The organism is Paenibacillus sp. 19GGS1-52 (genome assembly GCF_022369515.1).
In the GTDB taxonomy this organism is placed as follows: domain Bacteria; phylum Bacillota; class Bacilli; order Paenibacillales; family Paenibacillaceae; genus Paenibacillus_AQ.
Window position 1 is genome coordinate 4,662,876 of sequence record NZ_CP059724.1, and the last position, 18,628, is coordinate 4,681,503.

The 18,628-nt window shown below is 50.5% G+C and carries 17 protein-coding genes; 4 read left to right on the top strand and 13 right to left on the bottom strand.

Annotated elements, in window-relative coordinates; genetic code table 11:
* Window positions 1-213 precede the first annotated feature (213 nt).
* Window positions 214-1,344 (top strand): YkvI family membrane protein, encoded by a 1,131-nt coding sequence (locus H1230_RS21830; protein ID WP_239711986.1) that lies wholly within the window; start codon window positions 214-216, stop codon window positions 1,342-1,344.
* On the opposite strand, the gene H1230_RS21835 is transcribed toward H1230_RS21830, so the two are convergent.
* From H1230_RS21835 to H1230_RS21845, 3 genes are read right to left on the bottom strand one after another with little or no spacing between them, the layout of a single operon-like run.
* Complete coding sequence (locus tag H1230_RS21835) at window positions 1,331-4,582, bottom strand: AAA family ATPase (RefSeq protein WP_239711987.1); 3,252 nt, start codon at window positions 4,580-4,582, stop codon at window positions 1,331-1,333. The genes H1230_RS21830 and H1230_RS21835 overlap by 14 nt on opposite strands.
* Window positions 4,572-5,924: a metallophosphoesterase family protein gene (locus tag H1230_RS21840; RefSeq protein ID WP_239711988.1), complete on the bottom strand. Its 1,353-nt coding sequence runs from the start codon at window positions 5,922-5,924 to the stop codon at window positions 4,572-4,574. Before H1230_RS21840 ends, H1230_RS21835 begins: the two co-directional genes overlap by 11 nt.
* A 6-nt stretch (window positions 5,925-5,930) precedes the next feature.
* Complete coding sequence (locus H1230_RS21845) at window positions 5,931-7,067, bottom strand: glycosyltransferase family 4 protein (RefSeq protein ID WP_239711989.1); 1,137 nt, start codon at window positions 7,065-7,067, stop codon at window positions 5,931-5,933.
* Window positions 7,068-7,221: 154 nt separating this feature from the next.
* Between H1230_RS21845 and H1230_RS21850 the strand changes: the two genes are divergently transcribed.
* On the top strand, window positions 7,222-8,622 hold the full coding sequence (locus tag H1230_RS21850) for an RsmB/NOP family class I SAM-dependent RNA methyltransferase (protein ID WP_239711990.1): 1,401 nt from the start codon (window positions 7,222-7,224) through the stop codon (window positions 8,620-8,622).
* A 112-nt stretch (window positions 8,623-8,734) separates the two neighbouring features.
* Window positions 8,735-8,827, top strand: a complete 93-nt coding sequence (locus H1230_RS21855) for a YjcZ family sporulation protein (protein ID WP_239711991.1) — start codon at window positions 8,735-8,737, stop codon at window positions 8,825-8,827.
* 176 nt (window positions 8,828-9,003) lie between these two features.
* Here the strand turns inward: H1230_RS21855 and H1230_RS21860 are convergent, their stop codons facing one another.
* The 6 genes from H1230_RS21860 to H1230_RS21885 form a co-directional block, all read right to left on the bottom strand.
* Window positions 9,004-9,807, bottom strand: a complete 804-nt coding sequence (locus tag H1230_RS21860; protein WP_239711992.1) for a Cof-type HAD-IIB family hydrolase — start codon at window positions 9,805-9,807, stop codon at window positions 9,004-9,006.
* Window positions 9,808-9,885: 78 nt separating this feature from the next.
* The gene (locus H1230_RS21865) at window positions 9,886-10,650 is read right to left on the bottom strand and encodes a pseudouridine synthase (protein ID WP_239711993.1); all 765 of its coding nucleotides are present in this window, start codon (window positions 10,648-10,650) and stop codon (window positions 9,886-9,888) included.
* Between the two features lie 2 nt (window positions 10,651-10,652).
* Complete coding sequence (locus H1230_RS21870; protein WP_239711994.1) at window positions 10,653-12,173, bottom strand: RsmB/NOP family class I SAM-dependent RNA methyltransferase; 1,521 nt, start codon at window positions 12,171-12,173, stop codon at window positions 10,653-10,655.
* A 192-nt stretch (window positions 12,174-12,365) separates the two neighbouring features.
* The gene (locus tag H1230_RS21875; protein ID WP_239711995.1) at window positions 12,366-12,818 is read right to left on the bottom strand and encodes a DUF309 domain-containing protein; all 453 of its coding nucleotides are present in this window, start codon (window positions 12,816-12,818) and stop codon (window positions 12,366-12,368) included.
* Window positions 12,808-13,620, bottom strand: a complete 813-nt coding sequence (gene yjbM, locus H1230_RS21880) for a GTP diphosphokinase (RefSeq protein ID WP_239711996.1) — start codon at window positions 13,618-13,620, stop codon at window positions 12,808-12,810. Before yjbM ends, H1230_RS21875 begins: the two co-directional genes overlap by 11 nt.
* A 30-nt stretch (window positions 13,621-13,650) precedes the next feature.
* On the bottom strand, window positions 13,651-14,745 hold the full coding sequence (locus tag H1230_RS21885) for a quinone-dependent dihydroorotate dehydrogenase (protein WP_239717470.1): 1,095 nt from the start codon (window positions 14,743-14,745) through the stop codon (window positions 13,651-13,653).
* Window positions 14,746-14,956: 211 nt separating this feature from the next.
* Between H1230_RS21885 and H1230_RS21890 the strand changes: the two genes are divergently transcribed.
* The gene (locus tag H1230_RS21890) at window positions 14,957-15,094 is read left to right on the top strand and encodes a hypothetical protein (protein WP_239711997.1); all 138 of its coding nucleotides are present in this window, start codon (window positions 14,957-14,959) and stop codon (window positions 15,092-15,094) included.
* On the opposite strand, the gene H1230_RS21895 is transcribed toward H1230_RS21890, so the two are convergent.
* The 4 genes from H1230_RS21895 to H1230_RS21910 form a co-directional block, all read right to left on the bottom strand.
* The gene (locus tag H1230_RS21895) at window positions 15,091-16,536 is read right to left on the bottom strand and encodes a L,D-transpeptidase (protein ID WP_239711998.1); all 1,446 of its coding nucleotides are present in this window, start codon (window positions 16,534-16,536) and stop codon (window positions 15,091-15,093) included. The genes H1230_RS21890 and H1230_RS21895 overlap by 4 nt on opposite strands.
* Window positions 16,484-16,750: a hypothetical protein gene (locus H1230_RS21900; RefSeq protein WP_239711999.1), complete on the bottom strand. Its 267-nt coding sequence runs from the start codon at window positions 16,748-16,750 to the stop codon at window positions 16,484-16,486. Before H1230_RS21900 ends, H1230_RS21895 begins: the two co-directional genes overlap by 53 nt.
* Before the next feature lie 22 nt (window positions 16,751-16,772).
* Complete coding sequence (locus tag H1230_RS21905) at window positions 16,773-17,015, bottom strand: ferredoxin (RefSeq protein WP_239712000.1); 243 nt, start codon at window positions 17,013-17,015, stop codon at window positions 16,773-16,775.
* 161 nt (window positions 17,016-17,176) lie between these two features.
* Window positions 17,177-18,610, bottom strand: coding sequence for a DNA polymerase IV (locus H1230_RS21910; RefSeq protein WP_481857087.1), 1,434 nt, complete (start codon window positions 18,608-18,610; stop codon window positions 17,177-17,179).
* Between the last annotated feature and the right edge of the window lie 18 nt (window positions 18,611-18,628).

The window sequence follows — 18,628 nt, forward strand, 5'->3', positions numbered from 1 at the left end:
GACTCTGAACCTCCAATACCCTTTATAATTGCAGACCTTCCACTGTAACAATTACCTTGACTACAATTCAGTGGAAGTCATGTCCTTCTGTTCCTCATCATAACCTGTACTATACGGAGTGCACAAGGCAATCCTGTAATACAGAGTTTTGGAGCTTAGTATTCGCTAATCCCGAAGATACGAAATTTTCGCAAAACTTTTAGGGGGGCAGCCATGAAATCTCATGTCCGCACACTGCAGATCGCATTCACTTATATTGGCACCATTGTAGGAGCCGGATTCGCGACGGGACAGGAAATCCTTAAATTCTTCACCCAATACGGTCAGTGGGCAGTACTGACGATCTTGCTCTCCACCATACTTTTTATCTGGCTAGGCACAAAAATGATGATTATCGCCAGGCGGATTGAAGCGGAATCCTATGAGGATTTCAACCGTCACCTCTTCGGTGAAAAGGTGGGCAGCAGCATTAGCCTATTCACCATGGTTATTCTTATCGGTGTAAACAGCATTATGCTGGCCGGGGCGGGCGCTATTTTTCAAGAGCATTTAGGTCTTCATTATCAGACCGGGCTGCTGTTGACGTTGTTGGGCTCTTATTTCCTGCTGAAACGCGGTATTTCCGGTATCCTGCAGATGAATAGCATCGTGGTGCCTTTAATGCTCACTCTGTCGCTTATTATCATCTTCAATACTTTTGAGATACCGAATGCAGGCCGATTCCTGTTCCTTGACACCGATAGCAGTATCTTTGGGGCCTGGATGTCCCCACTGCTGTATACTGCCTTTAATCTGGCAATGGCGCAAGCTGTACTGGTTCCACTAGCCCGGCATACCGACAAAGAACGTGCCCTTGTACGAGGCGGCATTCTTGGCGGTATAGGCATAGGATTCATGTTGCTGGCGGCCCACTTTGCCATGAGCTCGCAGATGCCAGGGATCTTGCAGTTCGAAATCCCCATGGGCAGCATTGCCTTCCGGCTAGGAACATTGGTGCAAACTGTCTATCTATTGCTGATCTTCCTGGAAATCTTCAGTACCTTTGTCGCTGATATTTATGGCGTCGGTGAGCAGTTGAAACAGCATTTGCGGATTGCACCTTCGCTGATTACGCCGCTACTGATGTTAATCTGCTATTTGCTCAGCCAGTTTGGGTTCAGCTCTCTGCTCTCGGTATTCTACCCTATCTTCGGCGCCTTGTCCCTGATCTGGGCAGTCAAGCTGCTGCGTACTCCATGGTCATCTCCGCCGCATAAAAAGCAATCCTCTTCACCTCACGGCTCGGATGGTAAAAATATCTCCAGCATATCTCCTAAACCAGTCACTCGGTTTACACGGAAATGACCGCTGCAGAAGAAATAATTCTGGCCGCAGCTTCTGCCACATGACGATGGCAGGTCAGCATGACGATTTGGCGGGAAGCGGATAGTTCTCCCAGAAGGGAGAGTGCTGCATGAAGACGGCGCTCATCGAAATTCACAAAAAGATCATCAAATAACAGCGGCAGGTTGGCTTGCCGTGACATGGTCTCTGCCAGCGCCAACCGGATGGCTAGGTACAGCTGCTCCGCCGTCCCCCGACTGAGCAGCCCGCTGTCCAGGAGCCCAGCATCCTTATGTTCTGCCTTAAGTTCTTTATGACCTAAAGTCATCACAACCCGTAGATACTCCCCTTCGGTCAGCTTCGCAAAATAAGCGGAAGCCAGCAGCAGCACCTGCGGCTGCTTCTCCTCCTCATAAATACGGCGTGTTCTGCCCATTAATTCCGCAGTCAGCGCAGCTACAGCATATTGCCCGGCAATCTTTTTCAAGGCCGCCCGCTGTTCCTCCAACTGCTGGAGAACAGTATCCTCCATGCAGCGTTCCAACAGAAATTCCCGCTCTTGCAGGAGCTTGCCACGTTGCTGCAGCAGGGTATTGCGAGCTTCCTCCTCTTGGGCGGCAGACTCTTCTATAGCAGTCCTCTCCTGCTCCAGCGCTGAAGCATCATTCTGATCCAGCAGTTCCAGCAGCGCTCCTGTTCTCTGTGACTCCCAGCCTCCAAACATAGCCAGCTCTGATTGGCGAACCAGCTTGGTAAGCTCACTGCGCAGCTGTACACTGGATGATCTGCGTAAGAAGTCCTCTCCGTCAGCAGCTCCTCCTTCACGCAGCAGGCTTTCGCAGCGCTGGCGCAGTTGACTTAGCTCTCTGAGGCTCTCCCTTAACTCGCCCTCTACTTCAAGCAGCCGTGAGGTAAGGTTATTCCGTCGTTGCAGTGCTATCTTCAGCTCTTCCCAAGCTCTTTTTCTTGCGTCCAGCCAGCTTAGTATCGTTAACGCAGAATTCCCTGAGCTGTTGAATGTATTACTGAAACCATTCGGATTCACAGCTGTTCCAGTTATCGTGCTGCTCTCCACTGCTGCTTCATTCATAAGCTTCAGGCACTCTTCCTCGTAAGCAGCGCACTCACCTTCCAGTTCCCGCAAACGTTGGGAAAGCTTGGTCTCCTGACGCAATAATTCATTACCTTGCTCCACCAGACTAAAGATATCCGGCAGCCCTTCCGGTGACAGACCTTCTGGCAGCTTGCGCTGGCGCAGCCATTCTTCATAACGTTCTGCCGTTTCTGTAAATACATTCTCCGCCTGTCGCATCTCTTCAGCCAGCGCCTTCTCCTGCCCGGCTAAAGTAGCCAGCTCAGTCCGACAAAGCTCACGCTCGCTGCCTAGACGCTCCAGTCTTTGCTGCCAGGCTCCCCAGGCATCCATCAGCCTGCGGAGCTCCTTCATCCCCGCCTCCAGCCCACTTGCGGCTGGGCTCGGGGATTCGGGCGGCCGCCGTCCCAGCCGCCCGGTAGCCGCGCTCTCCGCCGAGGCGCCGGAGAGCAATAGCTCCCGCAGCCGCAGCATGTCGGCTGCGGCTGCACTGCCGTCCCCGCCATGCTGCGGCGGGGAGGTTTCCGGCCGGCGCGCGCTGCGCCAGCCGGCCCACAGGGCCAGATCGGCCGCGCCCAGCAGGCCGAACGCGATCCATGCGCTGAGCGGCGGTGCGCCGGTCAGCCACAGCGCTGCGGGCAGCAGCACGCTCAGGGCTGCGCTCGCCAGCAGCAGGCGCCGGTATAATGCGGCCAAGCGCTTCGCGCTGGGCCCATCACTCCTGGCGCCAGCGCCGCTCTGCAGGCCGGCGCTCTGCAGCGCCTCGCGCCAGCGCTCCGCGGCCTGCTGCAGCTCGTCCCACAGCTGCAGCACTTCACGCGCGTTGCGCGGAGCCAGCTGCGCAAAGGCTTCTGCGCCGGCCGCATGCTCGCGTGCCAGTGCCCGTTCCGCAGCCTGCAGCGCAGCCGAGGCTGCAGCCAGGCGGGAGCGCAGCGCTTGGCGCGCTGCGCCCTCCGCTTCCATGCGGCGGTCATAACCGGAGAACGCCGCCGCATAACGCCGCGCCGCTTCACGATCCACCGCCGCGCTAGAGAAGGCTGACAGCTCGGCTGTACTCCAGCCACTGTCAATACCGCGCAGAATCCGCTGCAGATGCTCGCGCAGCGCCGCCCGTTCACCCTCCAGCCGCTGCCGCTCCGACCTCCGGTCCTCATAGGTGCTGCGGCGACGGTCCAGAACCTCCACTGCAGGTCCTTGAGCTGCCAAGAGGCTATCGGGGGGATTCTGGGCAAGCTCAGCTGTCAGTTCGCTTTTCAACCGCTCCAAGCGGCTTACAGCTCCCTCCACATTTCTAATCTCTCCTTCAAGGCTCAGCCAACGAGCAGCTCCGTCTTCAGGAAAGGAAGAAATGATCGGTAAGCCTTGCAGTTCCAGCCGGGCTTCACTCCATTTGAGCCACAGACCCCGAATCTCCAGCGCTTTGCGGAACATAATCAGCTTCTCACTGGTAAATCTACGCTGCTCTTCGAGATTTAACAGCTCAACCTCAGTATTCTCCAGCGCAGCAATATTGCCATTATAGCGTGGGAGAAAGGATCTACTTTCAGCAATTTGGCGCTCCAGCTTCTCTATGGCCTGCAAGATCTTTGCTGCCTCCTGCACTTTGCCCCGCGGTTTGTACAGCTTCTCGACATCCTGCAATAAACGGCGCTCCGCCCGCATAATGTCACCACCACCACCCATACCCGCGTGGAAGAGATAGCCGCTCATTTCATCGGACTGCAAGGTGGCCAGCTCCTGCAGCTCGGTAAGCGACACTGCGAATAGCTGGCGGAACATGCTCCGCGAGATGCCACCCAGCAATTGCCGCTCCATCTCAGATTGTGCCAGCTCCTCTATAGTTCCATCTGGACGGCTCAAGCTAATATTCAGTTTTTCGCTTCGCCCTTGGCTCTCCCCACTTGTGTAGCGACGAATGGTCCAACTGCCGCCATCCCTGTCGCGTGCGGTAAGAATCCCGCCGTGTAGACCACCCTGCACGGGCTCATATCTCTCGCGAGGATTTCCGCGTCCGGGAATTCCGAACAACATGGAGCGGATAAACTGGAGCATCGTGCTTTTGCCAGCCTCATTACGGCCATAGAGTACCGTCACGCCTTCTGCCAGCTCGATCTCCCGGTTGTGAAGTCGGCCGAATCCACTAATCTTTAATTGCTCAATGTTCATCCTTTTGCCCTCCGGCTTGCCGATATGGCGGATTAGCAACCTCATCCGCAGAATCCTCACGCCCGCTGAGTAGCGTAGCTCCCAGCTCCGCTGCCTGTCTCAGCCAGTCCAACTTCTCATCTGCGCCTACCGATGACAGTAGCTTACGCAGCTCCTGATTCTCCATTAGCGGCTGCAGTGCACTGCTCATTAAATCATCCAGCTCACTCGGAGAATGCTCGCTCCGCACGGCAATCCGTAGCATTTCTCCAAGAAAGCTATCCTCCTGCAGGAGCTGTTCCCGGTCAATTGCAAGACCCGACTCCACCGCGAAGCCTTCTGTCCAGACAAGCCCGTTATATTGCTGCCGCTCAGCCAGAATAGTCTCACGCCGCTGCAATTCAGCCAGCAAATCCTCAACTGCTCCTTTTTCGACAAGCAACCTATGTATACTCCCCCGACCTGTAAGCTGAAATCGAACAACAGACATCGCTTGCGAATGCCTCTCTCTGATTTCTTCCACAGCCCGCTCCACAGCTTCAATCCATTCGGCTTCATTGCTTAAACCTTCAATCGAGATCTCCTTGACCCACCAGCGGACCGAATCCAGCTCATGGAAATGCAAAGCCACTCCCCCCTCTTCCTCAACATCGACCACATAACAACCTTTGGGTCCGGTCTCTTTGATGCTGCGCCCCTGAATATTGCCTGGGTACACAATAGCAGGCCGCTCCTGCAAAATACTCCGCGTATGGATATGCCCGAGCGCCCAATAATCATATCCACGCTCAATTAGATCCCTGCGGGTGCAGGGAGAGTAAGTCTCGTGCTGAAGATCTCCATCCACATTTCCATGCAGCAGAGCAATATGAAACAAAGAACTGCCTTGCTTTCGGTGAAAGGTCAATGCAGTATTCTCCGTCACTTTTGCCGTAGGATAAGAAATCCCGCTGACAATAGCCACTTCCTTGCCGTCACTGCGACGATAGCCTACAGCATGTACTGGTTCTTCACTGCCGAATACCGTAACATGCTTCGGCGGTTCCGAAGTCAGACGTGGTCCATCGAGCGGATCATGATTGCCATGAATCAGGAATACAGCAATACCATGACTCCCTAGCTCCTGCAAGGCTTCCTGAAAGCGCAGCTGTCCCTGCAGTGAAGCGTCGGAGATATCATAGATATCTCCGCTAATAACCACAAAATCAACCTTCTCCTGAACGGCCACGCCAACTAGCCGCCCGAGGGCGGCAAAGGTGGACTCTTTCAAATAGGAGCGTACAGAGGAAGGAATATGTGCCAGTCCGATAAATCGACTATCGAGATGCAGATCCGCAGCATGCAGGAAACGAAAAGGAATCATACCTGCTCACCCCTTCGCCCCTGGATGGTACTGCAAATAAGTTTTCTTGAGTTCATTGGCTACACGGGTGAGCGAGTACAGGCTTTTCGCCTTCTCCCAGGCCGATCGTGAGAGTTCGTAGCGGTAAGACGGATCGGCAATAACTTTTTCCAGCGCATCCGCCAGGGCAATTTCATCGTCCGGATTTACCAGCAGACCGTTGACGCCGTCTTCAATCTGCTCCGGTATCCCGCCCACATTTGTACCCACCAAAGCCAGACAGCTGAGCGCCGCTTCCGCAAAGACCGAACCGAACGATTCCGCCCGGGAAGGAAGTACGAAGATGTCAAAGAAAGGCATAAATTCTTCTGGATGCAGCGTATAGCCATAAAAAATCGTCTCATTGTATATGCCTAGTGATTGGGCGAGACTTTCCAGCTCTGTGCGGGAAGGACCATCCCCGATAATATGCAGCACATACTCATGTCCGCGCTTTTTAAGCTCCGCACAAGCTCTGAACAAGGTATCAATCCCTTTGGCCGGAACCAGACGAGTCACGGTAACCAGCTGCGGAATCGCATTCTCATGTGGAACCGGCTTAAATCTTTTCTCATCAAAACCGTTCGGAATCACGCCGATGCGCTCTGGCTCCTGAATGTATGGCGCGAGATAATCGGCAAAAGAACGCGATACCGTCATCAGACGGTCGCTGACATGCTCCAGTTCACGGTATATGGATACCAGGAACTGATGCTCCAGCCCTCCCTCGATGATAGCCCCATTAAGAATCAACTCACGCTCATAGCTGGAATGTAAGGTCTGGATCAGCGGAATATCCGGATATATTTTTTTCATGGCCAGTCCGGCAATCGGATGATGAGCATGAATAAGATCATATTGTTTACTCATGCGCAGCTTTGTCCACCATAAGTAATCACGATAAGTTTGAATATATTTTTGGACGACCGGACTTTCACCATACTGTGTCCAGTCAAAGGTTTCGAATACAATATCTTCGCGTCCCTTGTTGCGAATCCGTTTGGGCAGCCAGAACAAATCCATCTCCCAACGGCTTGAACGAAATCGTTCCTGAAGATACGGAATCATGGACGATACACCACCGGGCTGCTCCGGCGGGAAGAAGAGCGCTTGCAGCAAATTCATAAGGTACATCCCCTTTACTATTGCCCTGAATACAGTGAGACCCGGCAATTATGATATAGTTGTGTATATGTACATTTTCAGGTGCTAGTTGCCCCACCCTTTGATTTTATCGGTATAAACCTGAAACAGCAACTAACAAAAAGGAGAATGATGTATGAGTGAAGAACGGCTGCCCGCCGCTTACACCACAAACATGAGAGAGATGCTGGGACAAGAGGCGGACGCTTTTCTGGATAGCTATAAGGCCCGGCGGACGCAGGGCTTGCGCTTTAATCGCTTAAAGAGCACCTCAAGCTTTAACCACAGAGCGTCTGAACATACCCTCTCATTATTCGGACTAGAGCCTGTTCCGTGGTGCCCGGAAGGATATTATTATGAAGAGCCCGCTCGCCCGGGTCGACATCCTTACCATGCGGCTGGATTATATTATATTCAGGAACCGTCGGCAATGTCCGCAGCCGAGCTGCTATCTCCCCTTCCAGGAGAGACCGTTCTCGATCTGGCTGCTGCCCCCGGCGGAAAGACAACTCATATTGCAGCATTGATGAAAGGCCAAGGCCTGTTGATATCCAACGAAATCCACCCCGAGCGGGCCAAAATACTGGCAGAGAACGTGGAACGTCTCGGCCTCTGCAATACGATCGTCACCAGCGGGACTCCAGGCGAGCTATCGCTGCGCTTCCCGCAGACCTTTGATCGGATTATGCTGGATGCCCCCTGCTCCGGCGAAGGCATGTTCCGCAAGGACCCTGCGGCCGCTCTTGAATGGTCACCCAAGCACGTGGAGATGTGTGCAGCGAGACAATGGGATATTTTGCAGGATGCCTATATTATGCTAAAGCCAGGCGGCACCTTAGCCTACTCAACCTGCACATTTAACCGGATAGAGAACGAAGAGGTCATTGCCCGGTTTACAGACAGCTATCCTGATATGGAGCTGATCACCAGCAAACGACTCTGGCCGCACCTGCAGAAAGGTGAGGGACATTTTGTAGCCTTGCTGCGCAAAGGAGGATCGGACGAAGCTGAACAAAGCCGTTCTAAACGCAGTAGCGGTAGTGGACGGGGCAAAACTGGCCCACGAACCAACTCCGCTCTGCGTGATGCCTTCCAGCAGTTTCAAGCCTGGGCCGCTATAGAACTGCCTGGCTTCGCTTGCCAGGGCGTGCCGCTTCTCTTCGGAGAATCCTTATATTTGCTGCCTGAGTCCTTTAAGGATACCCTGCATGCCGGATTACTTGATGGACTGCGGGTTCCACGTGCCGGGTTGCATATTGCCCACTTGAAGAAGAACCGGATTGAACCTGCTCACGCACTCGCGATGGCCCTCCAGCCTGAACAGGCAGCCCGCAACTTTAATATGACAGAGGACGGACCTGAAATACATGCCTGGCTGCGCGGCGAGAGCTTGCCAGTTCCTGCAGAGCTGCATGGGTGGACACTCGTCAGTGTAGATGGTTTACCCGTTGGCTGGGGCAAGGCCAGTTCAAGCCAGCTAAAGAACCATTTGCCGAAAGGTCTGCGTATCCTAAAAGCCCATATTGACGAGCACTAGGCTGCTGACCAGCTCAAATGATCTCCTTCTGAATATGATGTCATTATCCCAACTCGCTGCGTCAGCAGACAAAGCTATGGGAACTAGACTTGAGTTAAGGGAGGAATCAGACATGGGTGCAATGCCAGTAGGCTTCACTTCGACTGGAGCAATTTTGGTGCTCTTCATCTTGCTCGTCATCATTTCTCGTTCGTTGTTCGTCTAAATACATTCAGGGCTTCATAACCCTCATACTTCAAGCGGCTGTGCCGTCCCTTTTTAGGGGCGGTGCGGTCGCTTTTTCTGCGAAATAACTTTAGAACCAAAATAAAAAGAGCATAAACAGCTGCCCGAGGGTTTCTGAGTTATGCTCTCTTCATTCTGTTCATTAGTAAACTATAACTATCCAACCAAACAATACTTAACCAGCGCATCGCGCACACCATGCTCATTGTTCGTTCCTGTAATGGCATCTGCTGCTGCTTTGACTTCAACTGGCGAATTCTCCATGGCAATACCCAGACCTGCGTAGGTAAGCATCGAAATATCGTTAAAATAATTACCAATCGACAGGACTTCCTCCTGAGGAATTCCGAGCTGCTCTGCTAAGTGCTTTAGGGCATTGCCTTTAGAAGCTTCTGGATGCATAAAGTCAACGAAGAACTCACCGCTGCGCAAAATGTTATATTGGTGAGTCCAAGTGCCCCATTCCCGTTCAGCTTCATCCAGTGTATCCGACTGTGTAAACACAGTAAATTTTACAATGGGCTCGTGGAAATCCTCCCAAGCGGGCAGCGATGCCGGCATAATCTTAAAATGCTCATACATATGATTGGCTTCTTTTGCCAGATTCTCAACATTATCCACATACATATCAAAAGCAGTATTCACATCAAAATGAATATTATGCTCACGGCAATAAGCAATATAGGGATCTAGACCACGTGCATCCAAACCGAATTGATGCAATATTTCCCGGTTCTCTACTCGTACAGTTACTGCACCATTGTGGCCCAGCACATAACCTGACAAGCCCATTTCCTCCATAAAAGGAATCGAGTTCTGAGGGCTTCTGCCTGTGCATAACACGATTTGGCCTCCCTGACGTGTAACCTCAGCGATGGCCTCCTTATTCTCAGCACTTAAGTGGTGATCATCACTTAGCAGCGTACCATCTACATCAAGCGCTATAAGCTTGTATTTCATACTCCACCATCCTAATCCATCTTATTATCTATAGAATTACTATAACTGAACTTTGTCATATAACTGTTAACTCTCTAGTTAAAGCTCCGCTGCACCTGCACTCAGCAGATTAAGCTCTTCTTTCGTCAGCTCCCGGTAAGCGCCCAAAGCCAAATCCTCATCCAGCTTCAGCTCACCCATCGATACGCGCTTCAGAAATGTGACTTTCTTGCCAACTGCCTGAAACATCCGCTTCACCTGATGGAATTTACCCTCGGTAATCATTAAGGATATAAACGAGATTGTGGTAGTGCCACGTTGCCTGCTCAAGATGGTTAGATGCGCAGGCAGCGTGACATAACCATCCTCAAGCTCTACTCCAGCGGCAAAGGCTGCTACATCATCTGCGTCGACTTCACCCTCTACAGTAGCCTCGTAGATCTTGGGTACATGCTTGCGTGGTGACAGCAGCTCATGTGCAAGCTTCCCATCGTTCGTAAGCAACAGCAGTCCTACCGTATCCTTATCCAACCTTCCCACAGGAAAGGGCTCGAACTGGGCATACTCCGACTTTAATAGATCCAGAACCGTCCGGTCCCGCTTGTCCTCTGTTGCAGACAACACATCCGGTGGTTTGTTCATCATGAGATAAATATATTCACGGTAAGTGACTACCTCACCGTTAACTTCAACCCTATCATTATACGGATCGACATGAAACCCACTGTCCTTTACAACAGCACCATTCACATGAATCAATCCTTGCTTCGCTATTTTACGGATATCACTGCGTGAACCCACACCTATATGGGACAACATTTTATCTAGCCGTTGTTTTTTAGCTGCATTGCCTGATGAGCTCATGCTTATGTCCACCTCCAGCCTGCGGGATATTCATTCTTCAGCATCCCATCCTGCCATTTGCCCCATCCCGCACTATAGCCGTCAATACAGACCAGCATATAGCCCTTCGGAGTGCTTCCTGATCTTACAGACAGACGTTCCAGCGGAATCGCCAGTGTTTCTCCTTTAAGATAAGACACCGCTTCACCATTACTGGTTGATAAGGAAAGACTGCGACAGCTCTCTGGAGGATGCAATGCTGTAGCCAATGGATGGCTGGGTATAAATCTTCCGTTACGGAGATGTCCCACAGACCAGCCTGGACGAATTGTCCTAAGCCCGTTCAGCGACTCCTGCGGAAGTGGGGAGATATACAGGTGGTCGCCAAAAAGCACAGGGTAACCTTTAGGCTCCCAGCCTAGCTGTTCATTAATAAAATCACCATAGGCGGCCAAAGCAACCTCTACACTGACGTGCTGTAGATCACGGCTCGTTCCGCTAGTAGTTTTTCCAGAGGCTCGTCCACCTTTGCCGTGACCCCTTTCAACTCGGGTTACAGCTGGTTTAGCTGCGGGTTTGCCTTTAGAATTCCTCCGCTCAGAAATAGACAACGAGATTTCCTCAGGTTCTGGTTCCTCAATCGGAGCCGGGGTTCCGTCATGGCGCAGCACGGCCATGAAGTGGCCTTCACCTTTCACCTTGTGCGGCCACAGTCGGGCCGTTCCTGGCAGTTCTCCGAAACCCATGGCAAAGGAACCCGTTCCGCCAACCGGAACAACCGAAAACTGCGGATGGACAGCGAGAAACTCAGCAATTGTCCCTTCATTCTCTTCTATTGCGAACGTGCATGTCGAGTAGACAAGCGTCCCACCCGGTGCCAATGCTGCAGCCGCCGATTGTAAAATATCCCGCTGCATAACAGCATATTTGGCTGGTGTTTCCGGTTCCCACTGCTTCACCATATCCTCATCTTTGCGGAACATGCCCTCGCCGGAGCATGGCGCATCAATCAGTATTCGGTCAAAAAAGTGCGGGAACGCCGCCGCGATATGGTCTGGACTTTCGTTCAGCACCACGGCGTTGCGCACCCCATAAAGCTCTAGATTCTTGGCTAAGGCCTTTGTCCGCTCAGGATGAAGGTCGTTGCTGACCAGTAAGCCCTGCCCTTGCAGCTTCGCAGCAATTTGCGTGGATTTACCTCCGGGAGCGGCGCATAAATCCAGCACCCTGTCACCAGGTTTAACGCCAAGAAGCTCAACTGGCGCCATCGCACTTGGCTCCTGAATATAATACAATCCCGCATGGTAATACGGATGTTTGCCGGGCCTTACGCCCTCCTCCGTATAATAGCCAGTTGGACACCAGGGGATTGGCTCCAACTGAAAAGGGGATTGTGCCAACAGGCGCTCCACCGTTATTTTTAAAGTATTGACCCGCATGCCTCCGTATGGGGTCTCCAGATACGAATCTGCAAACTGTTTATATTCTGTTCCCAGCAAATCCTTCATCCGCTGTGTGAAAGAACTGGGCAATTGTACTGCCATGATGCCGTCCTCCTGCTTGATAGACCAAAATAGTTAAGGGAACACCTTTAAGGGTGTCCCTTTTGTGCAAATATAAGAATTTATATGTTTCACCTGATAACTTATCTTTATATTTCTCGAAGAAACGGTTACCGCCTCTTTCAGAGGACGGCAAGCTGTTTCTTCTTGTTGCTTATCGTTGTTTATTGTTGTTTATTTATGATGAGATGATGCCGGACGCTGTGGGCCGCGACGTTGCGGGTTGTTCGGTATAATGGCATCAGCCATAGCCGTCACTTCTTCTGCCAGGTGCGAGTCTACGATATCAATGGTCAGATCATAATATGGAAACGAATGCTCCTTGTAATGCTCCAAGCGCAAGGCATAGTTCTTGACTTCCTTCACCAGCTTATCGAGATTAATCCCGAGCGTCACTGCTGGATAATCCTGAAGCTGGGCAGCTGCCCGGTTTAAGAGTATTATTCCACCGCGCACATTGTGATTACGGAAATGGTATAAGCCTACTGCAACCTGCAGCAGAGCCTTGTAGAGCGGGTCGCGTCCCTGAGCAAGCCATAGCTCTTCCAACACCTCGTGGCATTCAAAATAGTCTCTGTCGCGGTTGAAATAGATCAGGTATGCCAAGTACAACGACTCATAGGCCATGCGGCAGACTGCCCTTCTTAGCTTCGGACAGCAGAGCCCGCACATGATCGAGAAGGACCCTCATCGCATCCATATCCTGAGTCTGCCATATTTCATTAAAGCGTTCCTGGCTTTCAATCGCCTCATTGACCAAGTGATAGAAATACAATTGATGAATTGCCTTCAGCAGTTGTGTTGTTGTGTTCGAATTTTCCTCAAAGGTCTTTTGTGCTTCCAGAATTTCTTCGCGAATGCTGGACATTTCACTGTCTAGAATTGAGGCCGCTTCCGCTGCTGTTTTTAGTCGTAATCGCATTTCATCCGGCAGACTTTCCCGGTATTTATAATTCAGGGAATGTTCAATCGTCGCCCAGAAATTCATCGCCAATGTGCGGATTTGAATCTCGGCAAGCACTATTTTTTGTCCCAGAGCTGTTTGTACGGGATATTTAATAATCATATGGAAGCTGCGATAGCCGCTATCTTTGTAATTGGTGATGTAATCCTTCTCATAGAGAACTTCAAGATCCTTGCGGTGCCGGATAAATTCGGCCACTCTGCGGATATCCTCCACAAATTGACACATAATCCGAATACCTGCAATATCTTCTATACCCGTCTCGAGATCCTCCATCTTCACATTCAGGCGTTGTGCTTTCTCCAAAATGCTTGACAGCCGTTTAACGCGGCCGGTTACGAATTCGATCGGTGTATATTCCTCTCTCTTTTTCAACTCCGAACGCATCGTTTTGAATTTAACTTTCAGTTCCTCCACTGCCTGTTCATATGGAAGCAAAAAAGTACCCCAGTCCCTGACGTCCATCGTCTTCGTCCTCCTGTCTTTTCGTCTCCTTTAGTGATGATCGGCGCCCACCGCTTCAGAGATATTGCGGAATCCGTCCCGCCGTAGCAGCTGCCGTAGTCCCGCATGTATCTTGCGGTTAACCTCCGGTCCTTCATAAATAAGAGCTGTATAAATTTCGACCAGACTTGCGCCTGCCCGGATTTTGTCATAAGCATCCTGACTGGTGAATATACCGCCGGAGCCAATGATTGGCATCTTCCCGCTAGTCTGGCGATATATGCTGCGGATGATATCCGTTGAACGATCACGTAGTGGTTTACCGCTTAAGCCCCCGGCCTCTCCAGCCTGCATGCTCTTAAGTCCTTCGCGGTTTACCGTGGTGTTGGTAGCAATAATACCATCCATTCCAGCTTCTGTCAGCGTATGTACCATATATTCCAGTTCTATATCGCTAACATCCGGAGCGATTTTTACCAGTAAACTTTTGGAAATACCACTCTTCTTACGCTGAAGTTCCATTTCCTCCTTCACCTGAGCCAACAGGAATGATAATTCATTGCCATGCTGGAGGCTGCGCAAACCGGGCGTATTTGGTGAACTAATGTTTACCACAAAAAAATCACCGTACGGATAAAGCGTACGGATGCACTGGCGATAATCCTCGTGTGCCGCTTCATTGGCCGTAGCCTTATTCCGGCCAATATTGACAGCTACCGGAATTCTGCGCTTCTTCAGTGCCTTGAGCCGCTCTGCCATTGCCTCGGCCCCTTCATTATTGAAGCCCATCCGATTGATCAACGCTTCATCCGAAAGAAGGCGAAAGAGACGTGGGCTATCATTACCTGGCTGGCCCTTTGGTGTGACCGTGCCCACTTCCATAAATCCAAAACCGATGGATGAGAACCCAGCAACTGCCTCGGCATTCTTATCCAGTCCGGCTGCAAGTCCTACCGGAGTCGGGAAATGCTGACCAAATAGCTCCACAGCTAGATCAGCGGTCTCCGGAACACCGTACATCAAGCGCAAGGCTGCGCTGCCTCCAGGTAAGGTAGCCGACTTATCCAAACCGCCTACTACAAGATGGTGCGCTTTCTCCGGGTCCATTTTAAAGAAAAAAGGTTTGCCAAAATTACGATACAGCACCATTCTCGCTCCTTCAAGGGTTTCTTGCTTGTGCCTCAAGTCTCCCTGTTTCTGTAGGTTTCTTCTTGATTTTAGCCTTTTCCTGGTGAAAAGAAAAGTTTTTAACCTCACAGGACCCTCGAGCCCGAACCTTGAGTATAGTAATTTTCCTGTAAACGCATTACAATGTAAGGGTAATCAGCGATTAAGAGAGAAAGAGGGTATGACTGGTATGACAACTAAACGCAAACCTCCTACATTGCAACAGAAGAAAGATGAGGTTAACCGCAAAGCAATCCTGTGGATCGGCGTAAGCTTAGTAGTACTAATTCTACTTATAATCATTCTTTTTATTGTAGCAGGTAATTAATTCAGCCAGTGATATACTTTGCGGGGGTTGGTCTGATCATGGGGTGCAGAAGAGGAGAACCGTTCCTTTGGCAGCACCAGCTCTTCAGGCAGAACCCCTTTACTAATAGTTACCTTTGTCCCCTTGGGTACCAGAGCAAATAACTCCTCCACATCCGCGCGTTTCATCCGTATACAGCCTTGTGATTCATCCTCGCCGATACTATTAGGATCATTGGTTCCATGAATAGCATAATTACTCTCCGAAAGCTGCAGACCGCGGCTGCCGAACTCCCCATTCGCATGACCATTCGGGTTAACCACCTTATCCGTGATGACAAAGTTACCTTCCGGTGTCTTATTCCCACCAAGTCCGACCTCATAATTCCGTAAAATAATGCTGCCGCTGACTATTGCCAAACGGTGATTTTGTTTATCTACAATAATGGTAAGCGGCCCGGCAAAAAAAGGAGTGCTCCCCTCGCCACCTCCGCTAACAGCGGCAGCATTTGGTGTGCCACTTGCTGCCGCCGCTCCTGAAGTACCGGATGCTGCATCAGGTGCAGGGGATGCTTTAGTTGCTCCCGGTGCTGATAAAGAAGCCGCTGCCGCTCTCAGTGCCGTAAATTTCTGTTTCATAACTGGCGTAGTTCCCCCAAGCCAATTTCCTGGAAAGGGACTTGCCAACTGCTGCAGCGAATCAGGCAGACTCCCCTTGTTCTTCTGAAATGCCGATATAGCACTCCACAGCGTGGCTAGCTGTTCTTGGACGGCCTGCCACTGGGCAGCCTGTTTGGTAAGCGCCGCATGCTCTGGCGGCTTACACGCGCAAGCAACAGGGTCGTAAGACTGATATACGATAGCCCCAGCCTCGCTTGTCTCCAAAGTGGAGGTAAGAGGAAGCTTCTCTTTCCACAATAGCCATTTACCGGCGCGCTTCATTCCCAATACAGCTTTTACAGAAGGTATCTTACTCCCGATCATAGTAGCTAATGCCTTTCCAGATGAAGCCGTATCTCCAATCGCTTGAGCCGTAAAGCTTACCTTTTTGCTTCCTGTGGGAGGAATACCTTTGGAAGTTGCCGCAACAGGCACATCAGCTGCTGCTGCATGGGACACCAAGCCAGTCTCGTATTCTCCCGCGAGAGTGGAACCCGGAGCCTGGGCGGCAGGCATGATAACTAGTAGAAACATTGCAAATAGTAACAATATACGACGTGTTCTCTGATTGCGCCGTCCTCGCTGGCGTCCCTCTTGCAACAATCCTTCCTCATATTCACGCAGCATTTCAGCAGGCACCTTACTGTGCTCGAATGCTTCATAGACTTCACCTGCCTGATTAAAGCAATAGTTACCCTTTCCATGCTGGCCGTTCTTATAGTATTCCTTACCCAGCAAGTACCATGCCATCTTATTTTCCGGATGCATCTGTACATAGGCTTTGAGGTGCTGCGAGTTTTTCATCGGTACCTCCACTATTTGTAATTCCTTCATTATTAATATCGGTCAGAGGCAAAAAAATAAAAAGACATCTCCCTGCCGAATTTGCACCGGTTAGGAGATGTCTTTTATAAAAATATAAGAATTTATATGCTTCACGCAACAATTTATGCTTATATTTCTCGAAGAAACGGGTGCCATCCATATAAAGGACGGCACCCGTTTCATCTTGTCTCATATGATATTTACCAATAAAACAATTAGCCTTCTTTGTTAAAAGGCGTATCAGCGATTTTAATGGAGTCAGTCGGACAACCGTCCGCAGAATCCTGCAAATCATCAAACAAATCGTCTGGAATAACTTTCACACCGTGGTTGCCATCATTGTCATAAATGACTTCTGCCAAGCCTTCGTCATCGTAATCAAAAATATCAGGGGCCGTCGCTCCACATGCACCACATGCAATGCAAGTATCTTTCTCGACCCAAGTGTATTTAGCCATAATTTTCTCTGCCTCCCGTTAAACAATACAGCGCTACTGTAGCAGCGTGTTATTTTTCTCATATTAATATAAATAGACTTTAATTTCAATTCATTTTCATCATGTTTACATTTTCGCCGCATAATACGGCAACTAAATTGACATGACATAGAATGTTTATTTCACTCATTATCAGGGTCTACCGTGTGCAAATTATCCTTTTGCAGCGAGGTTCCTCGCTCCTTATGGTTGCGCAGCCTCGCGGAATGAGAATCTGTCAGCATTCCAGCAGTCAAAACTGCGCTCTCGCCAAATTTATTACGCAGAATATCCATAGCTTTGTTCAGTGATTCCTTCTTTGGCTGACGTTCATAATCGAACAAATCAAGCTGAATGGCCGACTCTTCTTTTGGGGTTAGGCCTTGCAAAGTCACCCCAAGAAGACGCACCGGTTTCTCTTTGTTCCAATGCCGCGAATATAGCTCACAGACCGCCTTGTAAATATCCTCAGCGGTCTCTGTGGGTACTTCAAGCTGGCGCGAACGGGTTATCGTCTTCATATCGGGTGTACGAATGGTTAGCTGCAATCCGGAGGCTACCAAGCTTTGCTTCCGCAACCGCCTTGCTACCTGATCGCTCAAGTTTAGTAGAATCGGTCTGGCTTCAGCCAGACCGATGACATCCCGGGGTAATGTAGTCGTGTGGCCGATAGATTTACTCTGCTCCCGCTCAGGATTCACTAAGCCATGGTCAATGCCGTTTCCAGCCCGCTTTAACCAGGAACCCATAACCCCAAAGTTCTCCACCAGCATTCCCTCATCTGCAGCAGCTAGTTGTCCAATACTATAGATGCCTAGCTTACGAAGCTTCTCGGCAGTCTTGCCACCAATACCGAACATTTGGTCACAAGGCTTGTCCCACAGAATTTTTGGCACATCTCGCAACCTCAGCACTGTAATACCATTTGGCTTCTTCAAATCCGAACCCATCTTAGCCAACAGCTTATTGGGGGCAATCCCGATGGAACAAGGCAGACCCAGTTCATCCATAATACGACGCTGAATGATCTCGGCGATCTCCAGCGGATTGCCGAACTGGCGCGATCCTGTAATATCCAGATAACATTCATCTATTGACACTGCTTCAAGCAGCGGAGTGTAACTATAAGCAATCTGCATGAAAGCATTGGAATACTTCCGGTATAGATGAAAGTCCGGCTTAATAACAATTAAAGCGGGACAAATACGCAGCGCCTTCTGGACCTGCATGCCCGTTGATATCCCTTGCCTACGTGCGGCATAGGAACAGGTAACGATAATTCCCTTCCTGAGCTCTACACTTCCTGCAACTGCAGTAGCCTTACCACTATATTGCTGCGGGTCTTCCGCTTCATGTACAGAACAGTAAAAAGCATTCATATCCACATGCAGGATGACCCTTCCACTCGTTGGATAATATTGATCCACATTCTGCACAATGTCTACCTTCTTATCTTTAGGGTTTCTATTGTCAGATTTAGAATACCGCTCCAGTGCCTGAAGGTCAACTTCAAACAGACAGCCTGCAAAGTTCTTTGTTACATTCCCGCGTAAAAATGATATAATGTAAAAATTCATTTCCCTTAAGCGTATGCT

Excerpts from the sequence above, each read along its gene's own strand:
- H1230_RS21855 (WP_239711991.1), top strand. The coding sequence starts at position 8,735 with ATGGGTGCAATGCCAGTAGGCTTCACTTCGACTGGAGCAATTTTGGTG.
- H1230_RS21845 (WP_239711989.1), bottom strand. The coding sequence starts at position 7,067 with ATGAATTTGCTGCAAGCGCTCTTCTTCCCGCCGGAGCAGCCCGGTGGT.
- H1230_RS21840 (WP_239711988.1), bottom strand. The coding sequence starts at position 5,924 with ATGATTCCTTTTCGTTTCCTGCATGCTGCGGATCTGCATCTCGATAGT.
- H1230_RS21905 (WP_239712000.1), bottom strand. The coding sequence starts at position 17,015 with ATGGCTAAATACACTTGGGTCGAGAAAGATACTTGCATTGCATGTGGT.
- H1230_RS21830 (WP_239711986.1), top strand. The coding sequence starts at position 214 with ATGAAATCTCATGTCCGCACACTGCAGATCGCATTCACTTATATTGGC.
- H1230_RS21835 (WP_239711987.1), bottom strand. The coding sequence starts at position 4,582 with ATGAACATTGAGCAATTAAAGATTAGTGGATTCGGCCGACTTCACAAC.
- H1230_RS21895 (WP_239711998.1), bottom strand. The coding sequence starts at position 16,536 with ATGAAAAACTCGCAGCACCTCAAAGCCTATGTACAGATGCATCCGGAA.
- H1230_RS21910 (WP_481857087.1), bottom strand. The coding sequence starts at position 18,610 with ATGAATTTTTACATTATATCATTTTTACGCGGGAATGTAACAAAGAAC.
- H1230_RS21900 (WP_239711999.1), bottom strand. The coding sequence starts at position 16,750 with ATGAGACAAGATGAAACGGGTGCCGTCCTTTATATGGATGGCACCCGT.
- H1230_RS21870 (WP_239711994.1), bottom strand. The coding sequence starts at position 12,173 with ATGGCAGTACAATTGCCCAGTTCTTTCACACAGCGGATGAAGGATTTG.
- H1230_RS21850 (WP_239711990.1), top strand. The coding sequence starts at position 7,222 with ATGAGTGAAGAACGGCTGCCCGCCGCTTACACCACAAACATGAGAGAG.
- H1230_RS21890 (WP_239711997.1), top strand. The coding sequence starts at position 14,957 with ATGACAACTAAACGCAAACCTCCTACATTGCAACAGAAGAAAGATGAG.
- yjbM (WP_239711996.1), bottom strand. The coding sequence starts at position 13,620 with ATGGACGTCAGGGACTGGGGTACTTTTTTGCTTCCATATGAACAGGCA.
- H1230_RS21860 (WP_239711992.1), bottom strand. The coding sequence starts at position 9,807 with ATGAAATACAAGCTTATAGCGCTTGATGTAGATGGTACGCTGCTAAGT.
- H1230_RS21865 (WP_239711993.1), bottom strand. The coding sequence starts at position 10,650 with ATGAGCTCATCAGGCAATGCAGCTAAAAAACAACGGCTAGATAAAATG.
- H1230_RS21875 (WP_239711995.1), bottom strand. The coding sequence starts at position 12,818 with ATGGCCTATGAGTCGTTGTACTTGGCATACCTGATCTATTTCAACCGC.